At 68.0% G+C, this 14,543-nt stretch carries 14 protein-coding genes; 8 read left to right on the plus strand and 6 right to left on the minus strand.

Features of this window, described 5'->3' with window-relative positions; all coding sequences use genetic code 11:
* The first annotated feature begins 244 nt into the window (after positions 1–244).
* Entirely contained in the window at positions 245–724 is a 480-nt protein-coding gene (locus JWP60_RS24885; protein WP_299797675.1) for a CoA-binding protein, read from the plus strand.
* An 88-nt stretch (positions 725–812) separates the two neighbouring features.
* A complete protein-coding gene (locus JWP60_RS24890) occupies positions 813–2,132 on the plus strand; it encodes an O-acetylhomoserine aminocarboxypropyltransferase/cysteine synthase family protein (protein WP_299797705.1) in 1,320 nt (439 codons plus the stop codon).
* A 9-nt stretch (positions 2,133–2,141) separates the two neighbouring features.
* Here the strand turns inward: JWP60_RS24890 and JWP60_RS24895 are convergent, their stop codons facing one another.
* Positions 2,142–3,233, minus strand: coding sequence for a tetratricopeptide repeat protein (locus tag JWP60_RS24895; RefSeq protein ID WP_299797678.1), 1,092 nt, complete (start codon positions 3,231–3,233; stop codon positions 2,142–2,144).
* A 47-nt stretch (positions 3,234–3,280) separates the two neighbouring features.
* On the opposite strand from JWP60_RS24895, the gene hemE reads away from it, so the two are divergent.
* Positions 3,281–4,381, plus strand: a complete 1,101-nt coding sequence (hemE, locus tag JWP60_RS24900; protein WP_299797681.1) for a uroporphyrinogen decarboxylase — start codon at positions 3,281–3,283, stop codon at positions 4,379–4,381.
* A gap of 351 nt (positions 4,382–4,732) precedes the next feature.
* On the plus strand, positions 4,733–6,775 hold the full coding sequence (locus JWP60_RS24905; protein ID WP_299797684.1) for a primosomal protein N': 2,043 nt from the start codon (positions 4,733–4,735) through the stop codon (positions 6,773–6,775).
* 91 nt (positions 6,776–6,866) lie between these two features.
* Here the strand turns inward: JWP60_RS24905 and rsmI are convergent, their stop codons facing one another.
* On the minus strand, positions 6,867–7,772 hold the full coding sequence (gene rsmI / locus JWP60_RS24910) for a 16S rRNA (cytidine(1402)-2'-O)-methyltransferase (protein ID WP_299797687.1): 906 nt from the start codon (positions 7,770–7,772) through the stop codon (positions 6,867–6,869).
* Between rsmI and JWP60_RS24915 the strand changes: the two genes are divergently transcribed.
* A complete protein-coding gene (locus JWP60_RS24915) occupies positions 7,773–8,159 on the plus strand; it encodes a YraN family protein (RefSeq protein WP_299797708.1) in 387 nt (128 codons plus the stop codon).
* A 41-nt stretch (positions 8,160–8,200) separates the two neighbouring features.
* Here the strand turns inward: JWP60_RS24915 and JWP60_RS24920 are convergent, their stop codons facing one another.
* Entirely contained in the window at positions 8,201–8,563 is a 363-nt protein-coding gene (locus JWP60_RS24920) for a hypothetical protein (RefSeq protein WP_299797690.1), read from the minus strand.
* 285 nt (positions 8,564–8,848) lie between these two features.
* Here JWP60_RS24920 and JWP60_RS24925 point away from each other — a divergent pair, with 285 nt between their 5' ends.
* Both JWP60_RS24925 and JWP60_RS24930 read left to right on the plus strand, forming a co-directional pair.
* A complete protein-coding gene (locus tag JWP60_RS24925; RefSeq protein ID WP_299797693.1) occupies positions 8,849–9,448 on the plus strand; it encodes a phosphoheptose isomerase in 600 nt (199 codons plus the stop codon).
* Positions 9,445–10,164 carry a BON domain-containing protein gene (locus JWP60_RS24930; protein WP_299797695.1) on the plus strand — a complete coding sequence of 240 codons (720 nt, stop codon included), beginning with the start codon at positions 9,445–9,447 and terminating at the stop codon, positions 10,162–10,164. The genes JWP60_RS24925 and JWP60_RS24930 overlap by 4 nt, the downstream gene beginning before the upstream one ends.
* A gap of 59 nt (positions 10,165–10,223) precedes the next feature.
* Here the strand turns inward: JWP60_RS24930 and JWP60_RS24935 are convergent, their stop codons facing one another.
* The 3 genes from JWP60_RS24935 to JWP60_RS24945 form a co-directional block, all read right to left on the minus strand.
* Positions 10,224–11,126: an NAD(P)-dependent oxidoreductase gene (locus JWP60_RS24935; protein WP_299797698.1), complete on the minus strand. Its 903-nt coding sequence runs from the start codon at positions 11,124–11,126 to the stop codon at positions 10,224–10,226.
* 170 nt (positions 11,127–11,296) lie between these two features.
* Positions 11,297–12,433 (minus strand): PilT/PilU family type 4a pilus ATPase, encoded by a 1,137-nt coding sequence (locus JWP60_RS24940; protein WP_299797700.1) that lies wholly within the window; start codon positions 12,431–12,433, stop codon positions 11,297–11,299.
* 102 nt (positions 12,434–12,535) lie between these two features.
* Positions 12,536–13,579, minus strand: a complete 1,044-nt coding sequence (locus tag JWP60_RS24945; RefSeq protein ID WP_299797702.1) for a type IV pilus twitching motility protein PilT — start codon at positions 13,577–13,579, stop codon at positions 12,536–12,538.
* Between the two features lie 62 nt (positions 13,580–13,641).
* On the opposite strand from JWP60_RS24945, the gene JWP60_RS24950 reads away from it, so the two are divergent.
* Complete coding sequence (locus tag JWP60_RS24950; RefSeq protein ID WP_299797711.1) at positions 13,642–14,337, plus strand: YggS family pyridoxal phosphate-dependent enzyme; 696 nt, start codon at positions 13,642–13,644, stop codon at positions 14,335–14,337.
* Positions 14,338–14,543: the final 206 nt, after the last annotated feature.

A 14,543-nucleotide genomic window follows, 5' to 3' on the forward strand; every position in this document is an offset into this window, starting at 1 on the left:
AGTTCGCGGTTGGGCCGCAGGCCAAACTGCAGACGAGTTCTTCGCGTGGGCCGCAAGACCGGCCAGCGCAGGTCTGCCCGATCGCGTTCACGCGATCGGGACGCCACCCCGCGGGCCCGCACCGCACAGCGTCTTGCTCGACCGCCCTGCTGCTCGCAGCGGAAGTGGACCTCGGCTCACCAGCAAGCTGCGGGTTTCCGGACAGCAGTGGGTCAAGCCGAGGCCACTGTGTACAGTGGGCACCATGAGCACGATCCACGAACTGCGCCGGATCCTGGGCACCTGCCGCACGCTGGCTGTCGTCGGCCTCTCGCCGCAATGGCATCGCCCGAGTTTCTTCGCGGCCAAGTACATGCGCGAGCACGGCTACCGCATCGTGCCGATCAACCCGGGAGCGACCGAGATCCTGGGCGAGCGCAGCTATCCCAGCGTCACTGCCGCAGCCGATGCCGGCGAGCGCATCGACCTGGTCGATTGCTTTCGCCGCAGCGCCGACATCCCGCCCATTGCCGACGAGGCGATCGCCATCGGCGCCAAGTGCCTGTGGCTGCAGATCGGCGTGGTCGACGAAACCTCCGCCGCGAAAGCGCGCGCCGCGGGCCTCGACGTGGTGATGGACCGCTGCGTGAAGATCGAACATGCCCGCCTGTTCGGTGGCCTGAACTGGGCCGGCGTGGACACCAAGGTGATCTCGGCGCGGCGTCCGCAGCACCTGTTCTACTGAAACCATGGCCGCTGACCACGACGACGCCTTTGGCAAGAAGCAGCAAGTGGGTGCCGACCACGACGACGCCTTCGGCAAGAAGCAGCAAATGGGTGCCGACCACGAATACGCGTTCGGCACCCGTGCGATTCACGCCGGCGCCATCCCCGACCCGGTGACCGGCGCCCGTGCGACCCCGATCCACCAGACCACCAGCTTCGTCTTCGATTCGGCCGAACACGCGGCCAGCCTGTTCAACCTGCAGACCTTCGGCAACGTCTACAGCCGCATCAGCAATCCGACCGTCGCGGTGCTGGAAGAACGCGTCGCTTCGCTCGAGGGCGGCCGCGCGGCACTGGCCTGCGCCACCGGCATGGCGGCGCAGATGACGGCGCTGCTGGCCATCCTGAAGACTGGCGACCACATCGTCGCCGCCTCCACGCTCTATGGCGGCACGGTGGGCCAGCTCGGAATCGGCTTCGGTCGCCTCGGCATCGAAACGACCTTCGTCGATCCCGCAGACCCCGACAACTTCCGCCGCGCGATCCGCCCGAACACGCGGGCGGTGTACGGCGAGACGCTGGGCAATCCGCTGGTGAACGTGTTCGACATCGAGCCGGTGGCGCGCATCGCCCACGAGCACGGTCTGCCCCTGGTGATCGACAACACCGTCGCGAGCCCCTATCTGTGCAACCCGTTCGCCTTCGGCGCCGACATCGTGGTGCACAGCGCCACCAAGTACCTGGGCGGCCACGGCACCACCATGGCCGGCGTGGTGGTGGAGTCCGGCAAGTTCGACTGGGGCAGCGGCCTGGCGAAGGAGAAGTTTCCCGAGATGCTGGAGCCGAGCCGCGCCTACCACGGGGTGAAGTTCTACGAGACCTTCGGCGACTTCGGCTACACCATGAAGGCGCGCATGGAGGTGAACCGGACCTTCGGCGCCGCGCTCTCGCCGCTGAACGCGTGGTTGATCCTGCAAGGGATAGAAACACTGCACCTGCGCATGCAGGCGCACTGCCGCAATGCGCAGCGCGTCGCGGAGTTCCTCAGCGAGCATCCGCTGGTGGGCTGGGTCAACTACCCCGGCCTGGCGAGCTCGCCGCACCATGCCCTGGCGCGCAAGCAGTTCCGCAGCATCGACGGCCTGCCCGGCGCATCCGGCATCCTCACCTTCGGCATCCACGCGGCGGACCCGGTGAAGGCGGGCGAGCGCTTCATCGATGCCTGCGAGTTCCTCAGCCACCTCGCGAACATCGGCGACGCCAAGACGCTGGTGATCCACCCGGCGTCCACCACGCATCGCCAGCTCGATGAAGCCGAACTCGCGCGCGCCGGCGTGCGGCCCGACATGATCCGGCTCTCGGTGGGCATCGAGGATGTGGAAGACATCCTCTGGGACGTCGATCAGGCGCTGCGCAAGGCGGTGTAGCGCTCCGAGCTACAGGCGGTCCAGCCAGCAGAACAAGCCCGGGATCGGCCGCCGCTGATCCTGGCGCACCGGCCGCCGCTCGATCGCCGCGATGCCAAAGCCGTGGGCCTGCGCCAGCCTGCGGATCCCCGCCTCCGAATGCGCATAACGCAGGCTGGAGCGCAGCACCAGTTCCTCGCTCTCGCTCTCTTCCACCGTGAAGCAGAAGATGCCGCCGGCCGACATGCGTTGCGCCAGCAATTCGAACACGCCCGCCAGCACACCGACATAGACGAACACGTCCGCCGCCACCACCAGGTCGTAGGTCTCGCCCGAGGCAGCGAGAAACTCCACGACGTCGGCCTGTCGCAGCGCGTCGTACACCCGCTGCGCCGCCGCTTTCTCCAGCATCTGTGCCGAGAGGTCGACACCGATCACGCGGTCGGCGATCGGCCGCAGCAGCGGCCCGCACAAGCCGGTGCCGCAGCCCAGGTCGAGCGCCTGCGCGAAGCTGCGGCCCTGCTGCGCGACGCGCCGCATCAGGACAGCGGGCGCGTCATAGCGCAGGCCCTGCACCAGGTGCTGGTCGAAACCGTCCGCATAGCCGTCGAACAAGCGCTCGACGTAGTGGCGTGGCGGCCGCGGCGGCGCGGCGCTGCCTTGCAGGCCGGCCAGGTAATACTGCAGCAGTTCCGCGTCGCCGCCGCGTGCCAGGGCCTCGCGGTACGACGCGGCCGCCTCCTCTCGCCGGCCCAGCTCCATCAGCGCGCTGCCACGCAGCGTCCACAGGGCGGCGGGGTTGGCATCGATCGCCAGGGCGCGATCGAAATGCGCCAGCGCTTCGGAGGTGCGACCGAGTTCCGCCAGTGCCGTGCCGCAGTGGCCCAGCGCCTCCGCATTGGCCGGCTCGCGGGCGATCGCTTCTTCCAGCACGGCCAGGGCGTCTTCGAGGCGCCCGAGCTTGAGCCGCACCGCGCCCAGGTTGGTCAGCACTGAAGGGCGTCCCGGCGCCAGTGCCAACGCGCCGGCGAATTTCAGCTCAGCCTGCTCCAGGCGCCCGGCCTCGTAATGCCCCACTCCCTCGAGGAAAAGCATCCTGGCCTGTTCGAACGACGTCTCCATGCTTTGCCTCGCTGAGCCGGGATCATAGGGCCTGCGACAATCGCGCCATGTCCTCCCCGCAGCTCGTCAACGACACCTTCCTGCGCGCCTGCCTGCGGCAGGCCACGCCGTATACGCCGGTGTGGCTGATGCGCCAGGCGGGGCGCTACCTGCCGGAATACAAGGCAACGCGCGCGAAGGCCGGCAGCTTCATGGGACTGGCGACCAACGTGCAGTACGCGACCGAGGTTACGCTGCAACCCCTCGATCGTTTTGCGCTCGACGCGGCGATCCTGTTCTCCGACATCCTCACCGTCCCCGATGCCATGGGCCTGGGCCTGAGCTTCGCCGAGGGTGAAGGTCCGCGGCTCGCCCGGCCGCTGCGTGACGAGCAGGCCGTCGCCGCGCTGCAGGTCCCCGACCTGGAAAAGCTGCGCTACGTGTTCGATGCCGTGAGCTCGATCCGGCGCGCCCTCGCCGGCCGCGTGCCCCTCATCGGCTTTTCCGGCAGCCCCTGGACCCTTGCCTGCTACATGGTCGAAGGCGGCGGCTCCTCGGACGACTGGCGCGGCGTCAAGAGCATGCTCTATCGCCGGCCGGACCTGATGCACCGCATCCTCGCCGTGAACGCGCAGTCGGTGGCCGACTACCTCAATGCGCAGATCGCGGCCGGTGCGCAGGCCGTGATGGTCTTCGACAGCTGGGGCGGGGCGCTGGCCGATCGCGCCTTCCAGGAGTTCAGCCTGGCGTACACGCGCCGCGTGCTCGCGGGCCTGAAGCGCACCGGGCCGGATGGCCAGACCGTGCCGCGCATCGTCTTCACCAAGGGCGGCGGCCTGTGGCTGCAGCAAATGGGCGAGCTCGACTGCGACGTGCTGGGCCTCGACTGGACGGTCAACCTCGCCCGCGCCCGCGCGCAAGTGGGTGCGAGCAAGGCACTGCAAGGCAACCTCGACCCGGCCGCGCTGTTCGCGTCGCCAGAGCAGGTTGCTGCCGAGGCTCGCCAGGTGCTGGAGGATTTCGGTGCACCGCATGCCGGTGCGGGCACCGGCGCCACCCACATCTTCAACCTCGGGCATGGCATCAGCCAGCACACCCCACCCGACCACGTGCAGGCGCTCGTCGAGGCAGTACACGCCCACTCCGCGCAAATGCGGACGCGGTCCTGAGGCTGTCGCTCAGGGTGTTCCCTAGCACGGAAGCGCCAGTCGGGCGCGCGCTTGCTTGACTTATGCACAAAAACGGTGTTGCGGGGGCCGGCCAGCCGGTGCGCAGGCGGCGCGCCGCTTCAAAATCAATAGCGCCGCTAAGTCCTTGATTTCATTGGACTCTGCACCATGCGGTTTTTCCGCACCGTCCCGCCAAGCCCTTGATTTTCCGGGGCCTCCCGGCTGGTGCGGGCGCCCCTATCAACAAAGTTATCCACAAGCGCGGAGGCGCCTCGCAAAGTCCTGCGGAATCAACGACTTACCGGGTTTCCGCGAACGCGGCCTAAGCACCCCACCTAGCCGCGAGTGAAAATGAGCGATCTCGTCCATGTCGTCGTGCCGACGCCGGCGCACAGCGCGCTGGCTCAGGCGCTGACCTACCGGAGTGAGCTTCCGCTCGCGCCCGGGACCTTGGTGCGCGTGCCGCTGGGGCGGCGCGAGGTCTGCGGCGTGGTCTGGGATCCCTCGGACGAAGCCGACGAACTCACGGCCGCGCAGCTCAAGACCATTGGCGGCCCGCTCGAAGGCCTGCCGCCGCTCTCGTCGCCTTGGCGACAGCTCGTCGCGTTCGCCGCCAGCTACTACCAGCGCAGCCTGGGCGAAGTGGCCTTGGCAGCCTTGCCCCCGCAGCTGCGTGCGCTCGATGCGGCACAGCTCGCGCGTCGCCTCAAACGCAGCGTTACGGCAGCCGCGGACCCGGCCGGCGCCGCCCCGCCCGCGCTCACCTTGGAGCAGGCGGGGGCGCTGTCTGCGATCGAGGCCGAGGCCGGACCCTTCCTGCTGTTCGGCGCGACCGGCAGCGGCCAGACCGAGGTCTACCTGCAGGCCGTGCAGGCGCTGCTGGCACGCGAGCCGCAGGCGCAGGCCCTGGTGCTGGTCCCCGAGATCAACCTCACCCCGCAACTGCAGGCACGCTTCGAAGAGCGTTTCGGCGCCGGGGCCGTCACCGCCCTGCACAGCGGCATGACCAACCCGCAGCGCCTGCGCAGCTGGATCGCCGCCCACCTGGGCAGCGCGCGGATCGTGCTGGGCACGCGCATGGCCGTGTTCGCATCGCTGCCGCGGCTGGGCCTGATCGTCGTCGACGAGGAGCACGACCCCAGCTACAAGCAGCAGGAAGGCGCGCGTTATTCGGCGCGCGATCTGGCGGTGTATCGCGGGCGGCTGGAATGCGCGAAGGTGATCCTGGGCTCGGCGACGCCCTCGCTCGAGAGCTGGCAGGCTTGCGACCGCGGGCGCTATCGCTGCCTGGAGATGCCCACGCGCGTGGGCGCCGGCACGCTGCCGCGCGTGCGGCTGGTCGACATGAACCACCAGCCCAAGGGCACGCTGTTCTCGCCGCCGCTGCTGGCCGCGATCACGCAGCGCATCGCCCGGGGCGAGCAGTCGCTGGTCTTCCTCAATCGCCGCGGCTACGCCCCGGTGCTGGCCTGTTCTGCATGCGATTGGCGCAGCGAGTGCAGCCACTGCAGCGCCTATCGCGTCTTCCACAAGATCGACCGCACGCTGCGCTGCCACCACTGCGGCTTCACCGAGCGGGTGCCACGCGCCTGCCCGGAATGCGGCAACGTCGACATCCAGCCGCTGGGGCGGGGCACCGAACGGCTGGAGGAGCAGCTCGCGCAACTGCTGGCCGACACCCGCCGCCCGGACGGCGGGCCCGTGCGCATCGCGCGGATGGATGCGGACACCACGCGGCTCAAGGGCGCGCTGGAGCTGCAACTCGCGCAGGTGCATGCCGGCGAGGTGGACGTGCTGGTCGGCACCCAGATGGTCACCAAGGGCCATGACTTTCGCAGCATCACGCTGGTGGCCGCGGTCAATCCGGACTCGGCGCTGTTCTCCAGCGACTTCCGCGCGCCCGAGCGCCTGTTCAGCCTCTTGATGCAGGCCGCGGGACGCGCCGGCCGGGACGTGGCGCATGCCGAGGCCAGCGAGATGTGGGTGCAGACCTGGAACCCGCAGCACCCGCTGTTTGCCGCCTTGCGCAAGCACGACTTTCCCGCGTTTGCCGAGCAGCAATTGCAGGAAAGGCGGCAGGCCGCGATGCCGCCTTTCGCTTTCCAGGCGCTGCTGCGGGCCGAAGCGCGCACGCAGGAGGTGGCGCAGGCCTTCCTGCAAGCCGCCGCGGATGAAGCCGCGGGCCTGGACGGCAGCAGCCATGTGGTGGTGTATGCGCCGGTGCCGATGACCGTGCAGCGGGTGGCGAATGTCGAGCGCTCGCAGTTGCTGCTGGAAAGCGGATCGCGGCCGGCGCTGCAGTCGTTTCTGGCGGCCTGGCAGCCGGTGCTGCAGGGCCTGCGGATGAAGGGATTGATCCGGTGGGCGGTGGATGTGGATCCGTTGGCTATCTAGCGCTGCGCGTGGACGCGGGCCCGGGCCCGGTAGGCTGGGCTGCCCGAAGGGCACCCCAGCAACATCGCTGGGGTCGCTGCGCGAGCCCAGCCTACGAACCGGGGTCTTTCTTCAGCGACAGGGCTTTTTCATAGAGCTCGTTGCGCGACCCGCCCGTGATCTCGGCGGCCAGCTTCACGGCCGTCTTCACGGGCAACTCGGCCAACAGCAGCTTGAGCACCCGCTCCTGGTCGCCGTCGTCGCGCGCGATTGCCACGGGATGCAGCACCAGCGCAAACTCCCCGCGCGTGCGCTGCGGTGAAGCGGCCAGCCAGGCGGCAAAGCCTGCGCAAGGCAGCGTCGCGATCTCCTCGAACTGCTTGGTCAGCTCGCGGCCGACCGTGAGCTGACGCGTGCCGAGCAGCGCGAGTGTCTCCGCCAGCGCGGCGATCCGATGTGGCGCCTCCAGCAGCACCACCGCGCGAGGCTCCTGCCTCAGCGATTCGACGGCCTGTTGCCGCTCTCCGCCCTTGGCTGGCAGGAAGCCGAAGAAGACAAACCCGCCCTCCTCGCCGAGCGAGCCGGTGGCGCTCATGATCGCCGTGATGCTGCTCGCACCCGGCAGCGGTATGACAGGCAGGCCCGCTGCGCGGACTGTCTCGACCACGCGCGCACCGGGATCGCTGATCCCCGGCGTGCCGGCATCGCTGGCATAGGCCACGCGCTGGCCGAGCTGCAGACGGCGCAGCACCTCCTGCGCGCCTTCCATCTCGTTATGCCGATGCACGCTGAGCCAGGCCTGCTTCTCGATGCCATAGGCGCGCAGCAAGGCCTGCGTATGCCGGGTGTCCTCGCAGGCGAGGGCATCCACCATCTGCAGGACGTGCAGCGCCCGCAGGCTGATGTCCGCCAGGTTGCCTATGGGCGTGGCGACGATGTACAGCGCACCCTGCGGATAATGCTGCGCAGCCGCCGCGTCGCGTGCCGCGGCCAGCGCGGGGGCAAAGGAAGCGCTCAAATCGGAAGACTCCTTCGAAAGCGAGGGGACGTGACGACCAAGGAGCAAGGCGATGTGGCCGAAGACCGCGCCCTGGCGCATCTGCTGGGCCAGGGCCTGCGCCTGGTCGCGCGCAATTATCGGACGCCCGGCCGCGGTGGCGGCGAGATCGACCTGATCGTGCGCGAGCGCGACGGCACGCTGGTGTTCGTGGAGGTGAGAAAGCGCGCCAGCAGCAGCTTCGGTGGCGCGGCTGGCAGCATAGGCTGGCAGAAGCAGAGGCGTATCGTGTTCGCCGCGCGGCACTACCTGATGCGGCTGCCGGCGCCGCCACCCTGCCGATTCGACGTCATCAGCATGGAAGGCGGCAGCATCCAGTGGATGCGTGCCGCCTTCGATGCTGGCTGAGGCTGCCTTCGCAGCAGCCCCAGCAAGAACGGACGCAGGGCTTAGCCGCGGTCGCGACGGGCGCGCCGCACGATGGGCGCCGGCTCTTCCACCGGTGCCGGAGCGGCGCCCATGGACTGGCGCTCTTCGATCACGGGAGCGGGAGCTTGCGCGATGATCGGCGCGGGCTGCTCGACGCGAGCGACTTCACGCACCGTGGTGACCTGGGCGGTCTGCACCTGGTCGACCAGGCCCGGCACGCCGGTTTCGCCCATCGAGGTCAGGTGCGTGCTCTGCTGGCCAGCGCCGAGGGCAGGGTTGGACACGAAGGGGTTCGGGGGCACGCCTTGGGCGATCGCGACACCGATGGCGGCGACCGCAGAGATACCGACAGCCAGACCGGCAATTTTTTTCAGAACAGCCATTGCAACTTCTCCTAGAACTTGATTTGTGAAACTTGAAACTCGCGGGCATCGAGGCCAGCGGTGTTCAGAATAGTGAGCCGCAACTTTGGCGAAGTCAGTTCCATGCGGCACCTCGTGTCGGGTCACGTCGGCTGGCGCGTCGGTCATTCCGTCCCGCTCCCGTGCGATAGGGACTACAAGCGAAGGCCAGCAGTGAAACATTGGGACAAATCGAGTAACCAGCCGTTCACCGCCGCTGCGTGATGCAGACATTTCTGGCAGGGTGCCAGCGGTATCATGGCCCCCATGCTCGAGCAACGCATACAGCAGAACTTCATCGAGAGTGCCGACCTGAAGTACCAGGCCGCGCAGTCCCTCAGCAAACCCATAGCCCAGGCGGTGCAAGCCGTGCTCGCCTGCGTCACCAGCGGAGGCAAGGTGCTCGCGTGCGGCAACGGCGGCTCGGCCGCCGACGCGCAGCACTTCTCGGCGGAGTTCGTCGGCCGCTTCGAGCGCGAGCGCCCGGAGCTCGGCGCGATCGCGCTCACCACCGACAGCTCCATCCTCACCGCGATCGCCAACGACTACGACTACGAGCGCATCTTCTCCAAGCAGGTGCGGGCGCTCGGGCAGCCGGGCGACGTGCTGCTTGCGCTCTCCACCAGCGGCAATTCCGCCAACGTGCTCGCGGCCATCGAGGCCGCGCACGAGCGCGAGATGAGCGTGGTGGCACTTACCGGACGCGGCGGCGGCAAGATGGCCGCCATGCTGCGCGAGACCGACGTGCACATCTGCGTGCCGCACGAACGCACCGCGCGCATCCAGGAGGTGCACATCCTCGTCCTGCACTGCATCTGCGACGGTGTCGATGCCCAGCTTCTCGGCGACCAGGACCTTCCCGCATGACACGACGATTCTTCTCTTCCCTGCCGGTGGCCAGCCTGGCCGCGGCCCTGCTCGCGGGCTCGCTGGCCGGTTGCGCACCGCTGCTTCTCGGCGGCGCCGTCAGCACGGCGCTGATGGCCTCCGACCGGCGCAGCTCGGGGGCCCAGATCGACGACGAGGCAATCGAACTGCGCTCCGCCGCCCGTCTGCGCGAAGCGATGGGGGACGGCGTGCACATCAACGTCACCAGCTACAACCGGCAGGTGCTGCTGAGCGGCGAGACGCCGAGCGAGGCGCTGCGCGAGCGGGCGGAGCAGATCGTCGGACGGGTCGACAACGTGCGCGGCATCGTCAACGAACTGGTCGTGGCATCGCCCACGACGCTGCCGCAACGTTCCGGCGATGTGCTGATCACGGGCAAGGTGCGGGCGTCGTATGTCGATGCGTCGGACCTGCAGGCCAATGCGATCAAGGTGGTCACCGAGCGCGGCGTCGTCTACCTGATGGGCCGCGTCACGGCGCGCGAGGCCGAGCGCGCCACGTCCATTGCGCGGCAGATCAATGGCGTGCAGAAGGTGGTGCGGGTGTTCGAGGTCGTGAGCCCGGAAGATCTGCGGCAAGCCGGCCTGCCGGCGCCGACGACGCCGGCGGGTGGCGCTGCACCTGCTCCCGCACCCGCTGCAGCACCCGCGCCGCCGCCCGAACCGGCGGCTGCGGTGTCTTCACCCGTGCGCTAGGCACCCCACCGGCGCACGCGGGAAACGGTGGGGCGCCTGCGGCGTCCCACCCTACCGAGTTAACGCAGCCGCTTGATGAGGCTGGACGTATCCCAGCGCTGCCCGCCCAGCGATTGCACGTCCGCGTAGAACTGGTCCACCAGCGCCGTCACCGGCAGCCGCGCGCCGTTGCGCTTGGCCTCGTCGAGCACCAGGCCCAGGTCCTTGCGCATCCAGTCGACCGCGAAGCCGAACTCGAACTTGCCGGCAATCATCGTCTTGCCGCGGTTGTCCATCTGCCAGCTCTGGGCGGCACCCTTGCCGATCACCTCCAGCACCTGCTCCATGTCGAGGCCCGCCTTCAGGCCGAAGGCGATCGCTTCGGACAGCCCCTGCACGAGACCGGCGATCGCCACCTGGTTGACCATCTTGGCCAGCTGCCCGGCGCCGCTGGCACCCAGCAGCGTGAACGCGCGAGAGTAGGCCATGGCCACGGGGCGGGCGGCATCGAAGGGTGCCTGCTCGCCGCCGCACATCACGGTGAGCAGGCCGTTCTGCGCGCCCGCCTGGCCGCCGGAGACCGGCGCATCGACGAACTGCAGGCCGCGGCGCGCCGCTTCCGCCGAGAGCTCGCGCGCGACGTTGGCCGAAGCCGTGGTGTGGTCGATGAAGACCGCGCCGCTCTTCATGCCGGCGAAGGCGCCCTGCTCGCCCTGCACCACCGAGCGCAGGTCGTCATCGTTGCCGACGCAACAAAACACGAGATCGCAATCCGCCACCGCCTCACGGGGGGTCGGCGCGGCGCCGCCGGTGAATTCCTTGCACCAGGCAATGCGCTTTTCCGCGCTGCGGTTGTAGACCGTGACCCGGTGCCCGGCCAATGCGAGATGGCCGGCCATGGGAAACCCCATCACGCCGAGGCCAAGAAAGGCCACCTTGCGGGGGGCGGTGGTTTCGTAGGTTTTGGGGTTGGTGCTCGCCATGCCGCGCACTTTAGCAGCAGCGGGTCGAGAGCCAACACCCAGTATCCGGACGCAGAAAGCGCAGAAGTTCCGCAGAAGACGCAGAAGAGATCCTTTTGGAAGGGATTCCCTTTTGCGCCTTCTGCGAAAACTTCTGCGTCTTCTGCGTCCGGTTGTTGGCCTTAGCCGCCTTAAACGATCGCCAGGTGCTCCGTCCCCGCGGAGAGATCCTGCGACTTGGCGCGTTGCGAGTTCAGCTTGATCTGCAGGCGCAGGTCGTTCACCGAGTCGGCGTTGCGCAGCGCGTCTTCGTAGGTGATGACGTTGTTCTCGTACATGTCGAACAGCGCCTGGTCGAAGGTCTGCATGCCCAGGTTGCGGCTCTTCTTCATCACTTCCTTGATCTCGGAGACCTCGCCCTTGAAGATCAGGTCCGAGATCAAGGGCGTGTTCAGCAGGATTTCCACCGCCGCGCCGCGGCCCTTGCCGTCCTGCTTGGGCACCAGCCGCTGCGAGATGAAGGCCTTGAGGTTCAGCGACAGGTCCATCAGCAGCTGCGGCCGGCGCTCTTCCGGGAAGAAGTTGATCACGCGGTCCAGCGCCTGGTTGGCGCTGTTGGCGTGCAGCGTCGCCATGCACAGGTGGCCGGTCTCGGCAAAGGCGATCGCGTGCTCCATCGTCTCGCGATCGCGGATTTCGCCCATGAGGATCACGTCGGGCGCCTGCCGCAGCGTGTTCTTCAGCGCCGACTCCCAGCTGTCGGTATCGAGCCCCACTTCACGCTGCGTCACCACGCAGTTCTTGTGCGGATGCACGAACTCCACGGGGTCCTCGATCGTGATGATGTGGCCGAAGCTGCTGGTGTTGCGCCAGTCGATCATCGCCGCCAGCGTCGTCGACTTGCCCGAGCCGGTGGCGCCCACCAGCACGACCAGGCCGCGCTTGGACCCCACGACTTCCTTGAGCACCTGCGGCACGCCGAGGCCGTCGATGGTGGGCAGCGTCATCGGGATCACCCGCAGCACCATGCCGACCTTGCCCTGCTGCACGAAGGCGTTGACCCGGAAGCGCCCCACGTTGGGCGGCGAGATCGCGAAGTTGCACTCCTTGGTGCGCTCGAACTCCGCGGCCTGCTTGTCGCTCATGATCGAACGCGCGAGCGCCAGCGTGTGGGCGCCATTGAGCGGCTGCGGCGACACCTTGGTGATCTTGCCGTCGACCTTGATCGCCGGCGGGAATTCGGCCGTGATGAACAGGTCGCTGCCATTGCGGCCGACCATCAGCTTCAGCAGGTCGTTGATGAATTTCGTGGCCTGGTCGCGTTCCATTTTCTATCCTTTAGCTCCGGCCGCCGCCGGGCCGCCCCAAGGCGGCCGCGCCCCCCTCGGGGGGCAGCGCAGTACACGTAGTGGCAGGCGTGGGGGCCATGATCACCCAGGGAAGTTCTCGGGGATCTTGGCCTTGCCGCGCGCTTCGGCGGCCGTGATCATGTTGCGGCGGACCAGCTCGGTGAGGTTCTGGTCCAGCGTCTGCATGCCGGAAGAATTGCCGGTCTGGATGGAAGAATACATCTGCGCCACCTTGGCCTCGCGGATCAGGTTGCGGATGGCGGGGGTGCCCAGCATGATCTCGTGCGCCGCCACCCGGCCGCTGCCGTCCTTGGTCTTGCACAGGGTCTGCGACACCACCGCCTGCAGCGACTCCGACAGCATCGCCCGGACCATTTCCTTTTCGTCCGCCGGGAACACGTCGATGATCCGGTCGATGGTCTTGGCGGCGCTCGAGGTGTGCAGCGTGCCGAACACCAGGTGGCCGGTCTCCGCGGCCGTCATGGCCAGGCGGATCGTTTCGAGGTCACGCATTTCGCCGACCAGGATGCAGTCCGGGTCTTCGCGCAGCGCGGACTTCAGCGCGTTGGCGAACGACAGCGTCATCGGCCCGACTTCGCGCTGGTTGATCAGGCACTTCTTGGATTCGTGCACGAACTCGATCGGGTCTTCCACCGTCAGGATGTGGCCGTACTCGGTCTCGTTCAGGTGGTTGACCATCGCGGCCAGGGTGGTCGACTTGCCGGAGCCCGTGGGACCGGTCACCAGCACCATGCCGCGCGGCTTGAGCGCGAGGTCCTGGAAGATCTTGGGCGCGTTCAGCTGTTCGAGCGTGAGGATCTTCGAGGGAATGGTCCGGAACACGGCGCCGGCGCCGCGGTTCTGGTTGAAGGCGTTGACGCGGAAGCGGGCGAGGCCTTCGATCTCGAACGAGAAGTCGACCTCCAGGAACTCTTCGTAGTTCTTGCGCTGCGTGTCGTTCATGATGTCGTAGACCATCGCGTGGACCTGCTTGTGGTCCATGGGGTCGACGTTGATGCGGCGCACGTCGCCGTGCACGCGGATCATCGGCGGCAGGCCCGCGGACAGGTGCAGGTCGGAGGCCTTGTTCTTGACGCTGAATGCCAGCAGCTGGGTAATATCCACGGATCCTCTTCCTTGTGTCCTCGCCACCGTGGCGCAGCAGCGGCCCGATGAGCCGGCCCATTATGACGACGATCGCAGCCAACCTCCAGACCGTGCGCAGCCGCATTTCGACCGCATGCACGGCCGCCGGACGCGACGTGACCGAAGTCACGCTGCTCGCTGTTTCCAAGACGTTCCCAGCCGACGCCGTGCGCGCCGCCCACGCCGCCGGCGCGACCGAATTCGGCGAGAACTACATCCAGGAGGCGGTGGAAAAGCAGGCGCTGCTCACCGACTTGCCGCTCACGTGGCATTGCATCGGCCCGATCCAGAGCAACAAGACGCGGCTGGTCGCCGAGCACTTCGCCTGGGCCCAGAGCGTCGACCGCCTGAAGATCGCGCAGCGGCTGAACGAGCAGCGCCCGGCGGACTTGCCGCCCTTGTCGGTGTGCATCCAGGTGAACATCGACGGCGGCCCGGGCAAGTCGGGCGTGCTGCCGCAGGAAGCCCTGGCGTTGGCACGCGAGATCGCGCAGCTGCCGCGGCTGCACTTGCGCGGCCTGATGACGATTCCCGAGCCGGTGGCGGACTTCGCTGCGCAAGTCGCGGTGCATCGCCGCGCCCGGGCGCTGTTCGACCAGCTGCGCGGCGCGGGGCTGGCGCTGGACACGCTGTCGCTGGGGATGAGCGCGGACCTCGAAGCGGCGATCCAGGCGGGGAGCACGATGGTGCGGGTGGGGACGGCGATCTTCGGCGGACGGGCCGCGAAGGTGGCTTGAGGATGTCATGCCGGGGCTTCAGGATGCCGTCCCGGGCTTGAGGATGTCATCCGGGGCTTAAGGATGTCATCCCGGGCTTGACCCACTGCTGTCCGGAATGTTCTTTCATGAAATGAGAGACGGCTGGACCGCAGCGAGCTCGTCTTGGGCGCGCTTTCGTTTTCGGTAGTAGCTTTCTTCGGTGCGAGGCCGCTGAAAGAGGCCCG

Source organism: Ramlibacter sp. (assembly GCF_028291745.1).
GTDB lineage: Bacteria > Pseudomonadota > Gammaproteobacteria > Burkholderiales > Burkholderiaceae_C > Ramlibacter.

Excerpts from the sequence above, each read along its gene's own strand:
- JWP60_RS24895 (WP_299797678.1), bottom strand. The coding sequence starts at position 3,233 with ATGGAGACGTCGTTCGAACAGGCCAGGATGCTTTTCCTCGAGGGAGTG.
- JWP60_RS24940 (WP_299797700.1), bottom strand. The coding sequence starts at position 12,433 with ATGGAACGCGACCAGGCCACGAAATTCATCAACGACCTGCTGAAGCTG.
- JWP60_RS24925 (WP_299797693.1), top strand. The coding sequence starts at position 8,849 with ATGCTCGAGCAACGCATACAGCAGAACTTCATCGAGAGTGCCGACCTG.
- JWP60_RS24890 (WP_299797705.1), top strand. The coding sequence starts at position 813 with ATGGGTGCCGACCACGAATACGCGTTCGGCACCCGTGCGATTCACGCC.
- JWP60_RS24930 (WP_299797695.1), top strand. The coding sequence starts at position 9,445 with ATGACACGACGATTCTTCTCTTCCCTGCCGGTGGCCAGCCTGGCCGCG.
- JWP60_RS24935 (WP_299797698.1), bottom strand. The coding sequence starts at position 11,126 with ATGGCGAGCACCAACCCCAAAACCTACGAAACCACCGCCCCCCGCAAG.
- JWP60_RS24885 (WP_299797675.1), top strand. The coding sequence starts at position 245 with ATGAGCACGATCCACGAACTGCGCCGGATCCTGGGCACCTGCCGCACG.
- JWP60_RS24950 (WP_299797711.1), top strand. The coding sequence starts at position 13,642 with ATGACGACGATCGCAGCCAACCTCCAGACCGTGCGCAGCCGCATTTCG.
- JWP60_RS24905 (WP_299797684.1), top strand. The coding sequence starts at position 4,733 with ATGAGCGATCTCGTCCATGTCGTCGTGCCGACGCCGGCGCACAGCGCG.
- JWP60_RS24920 (WP_299797690.1), bottom strand. The coding sequence starts at position 8,563 with ATGGCTGTTCTGAAAAAAATTGCCGGTCTGGCTGTCGGTATCTCTGCG.
- hemE (WP_299797681.1), top strand. The coding sequence starts at position 3,281 with ATGTCCTCCCCGCAGCTCGTCAACGACACCTTCCTGCGCGCCTGCCTG.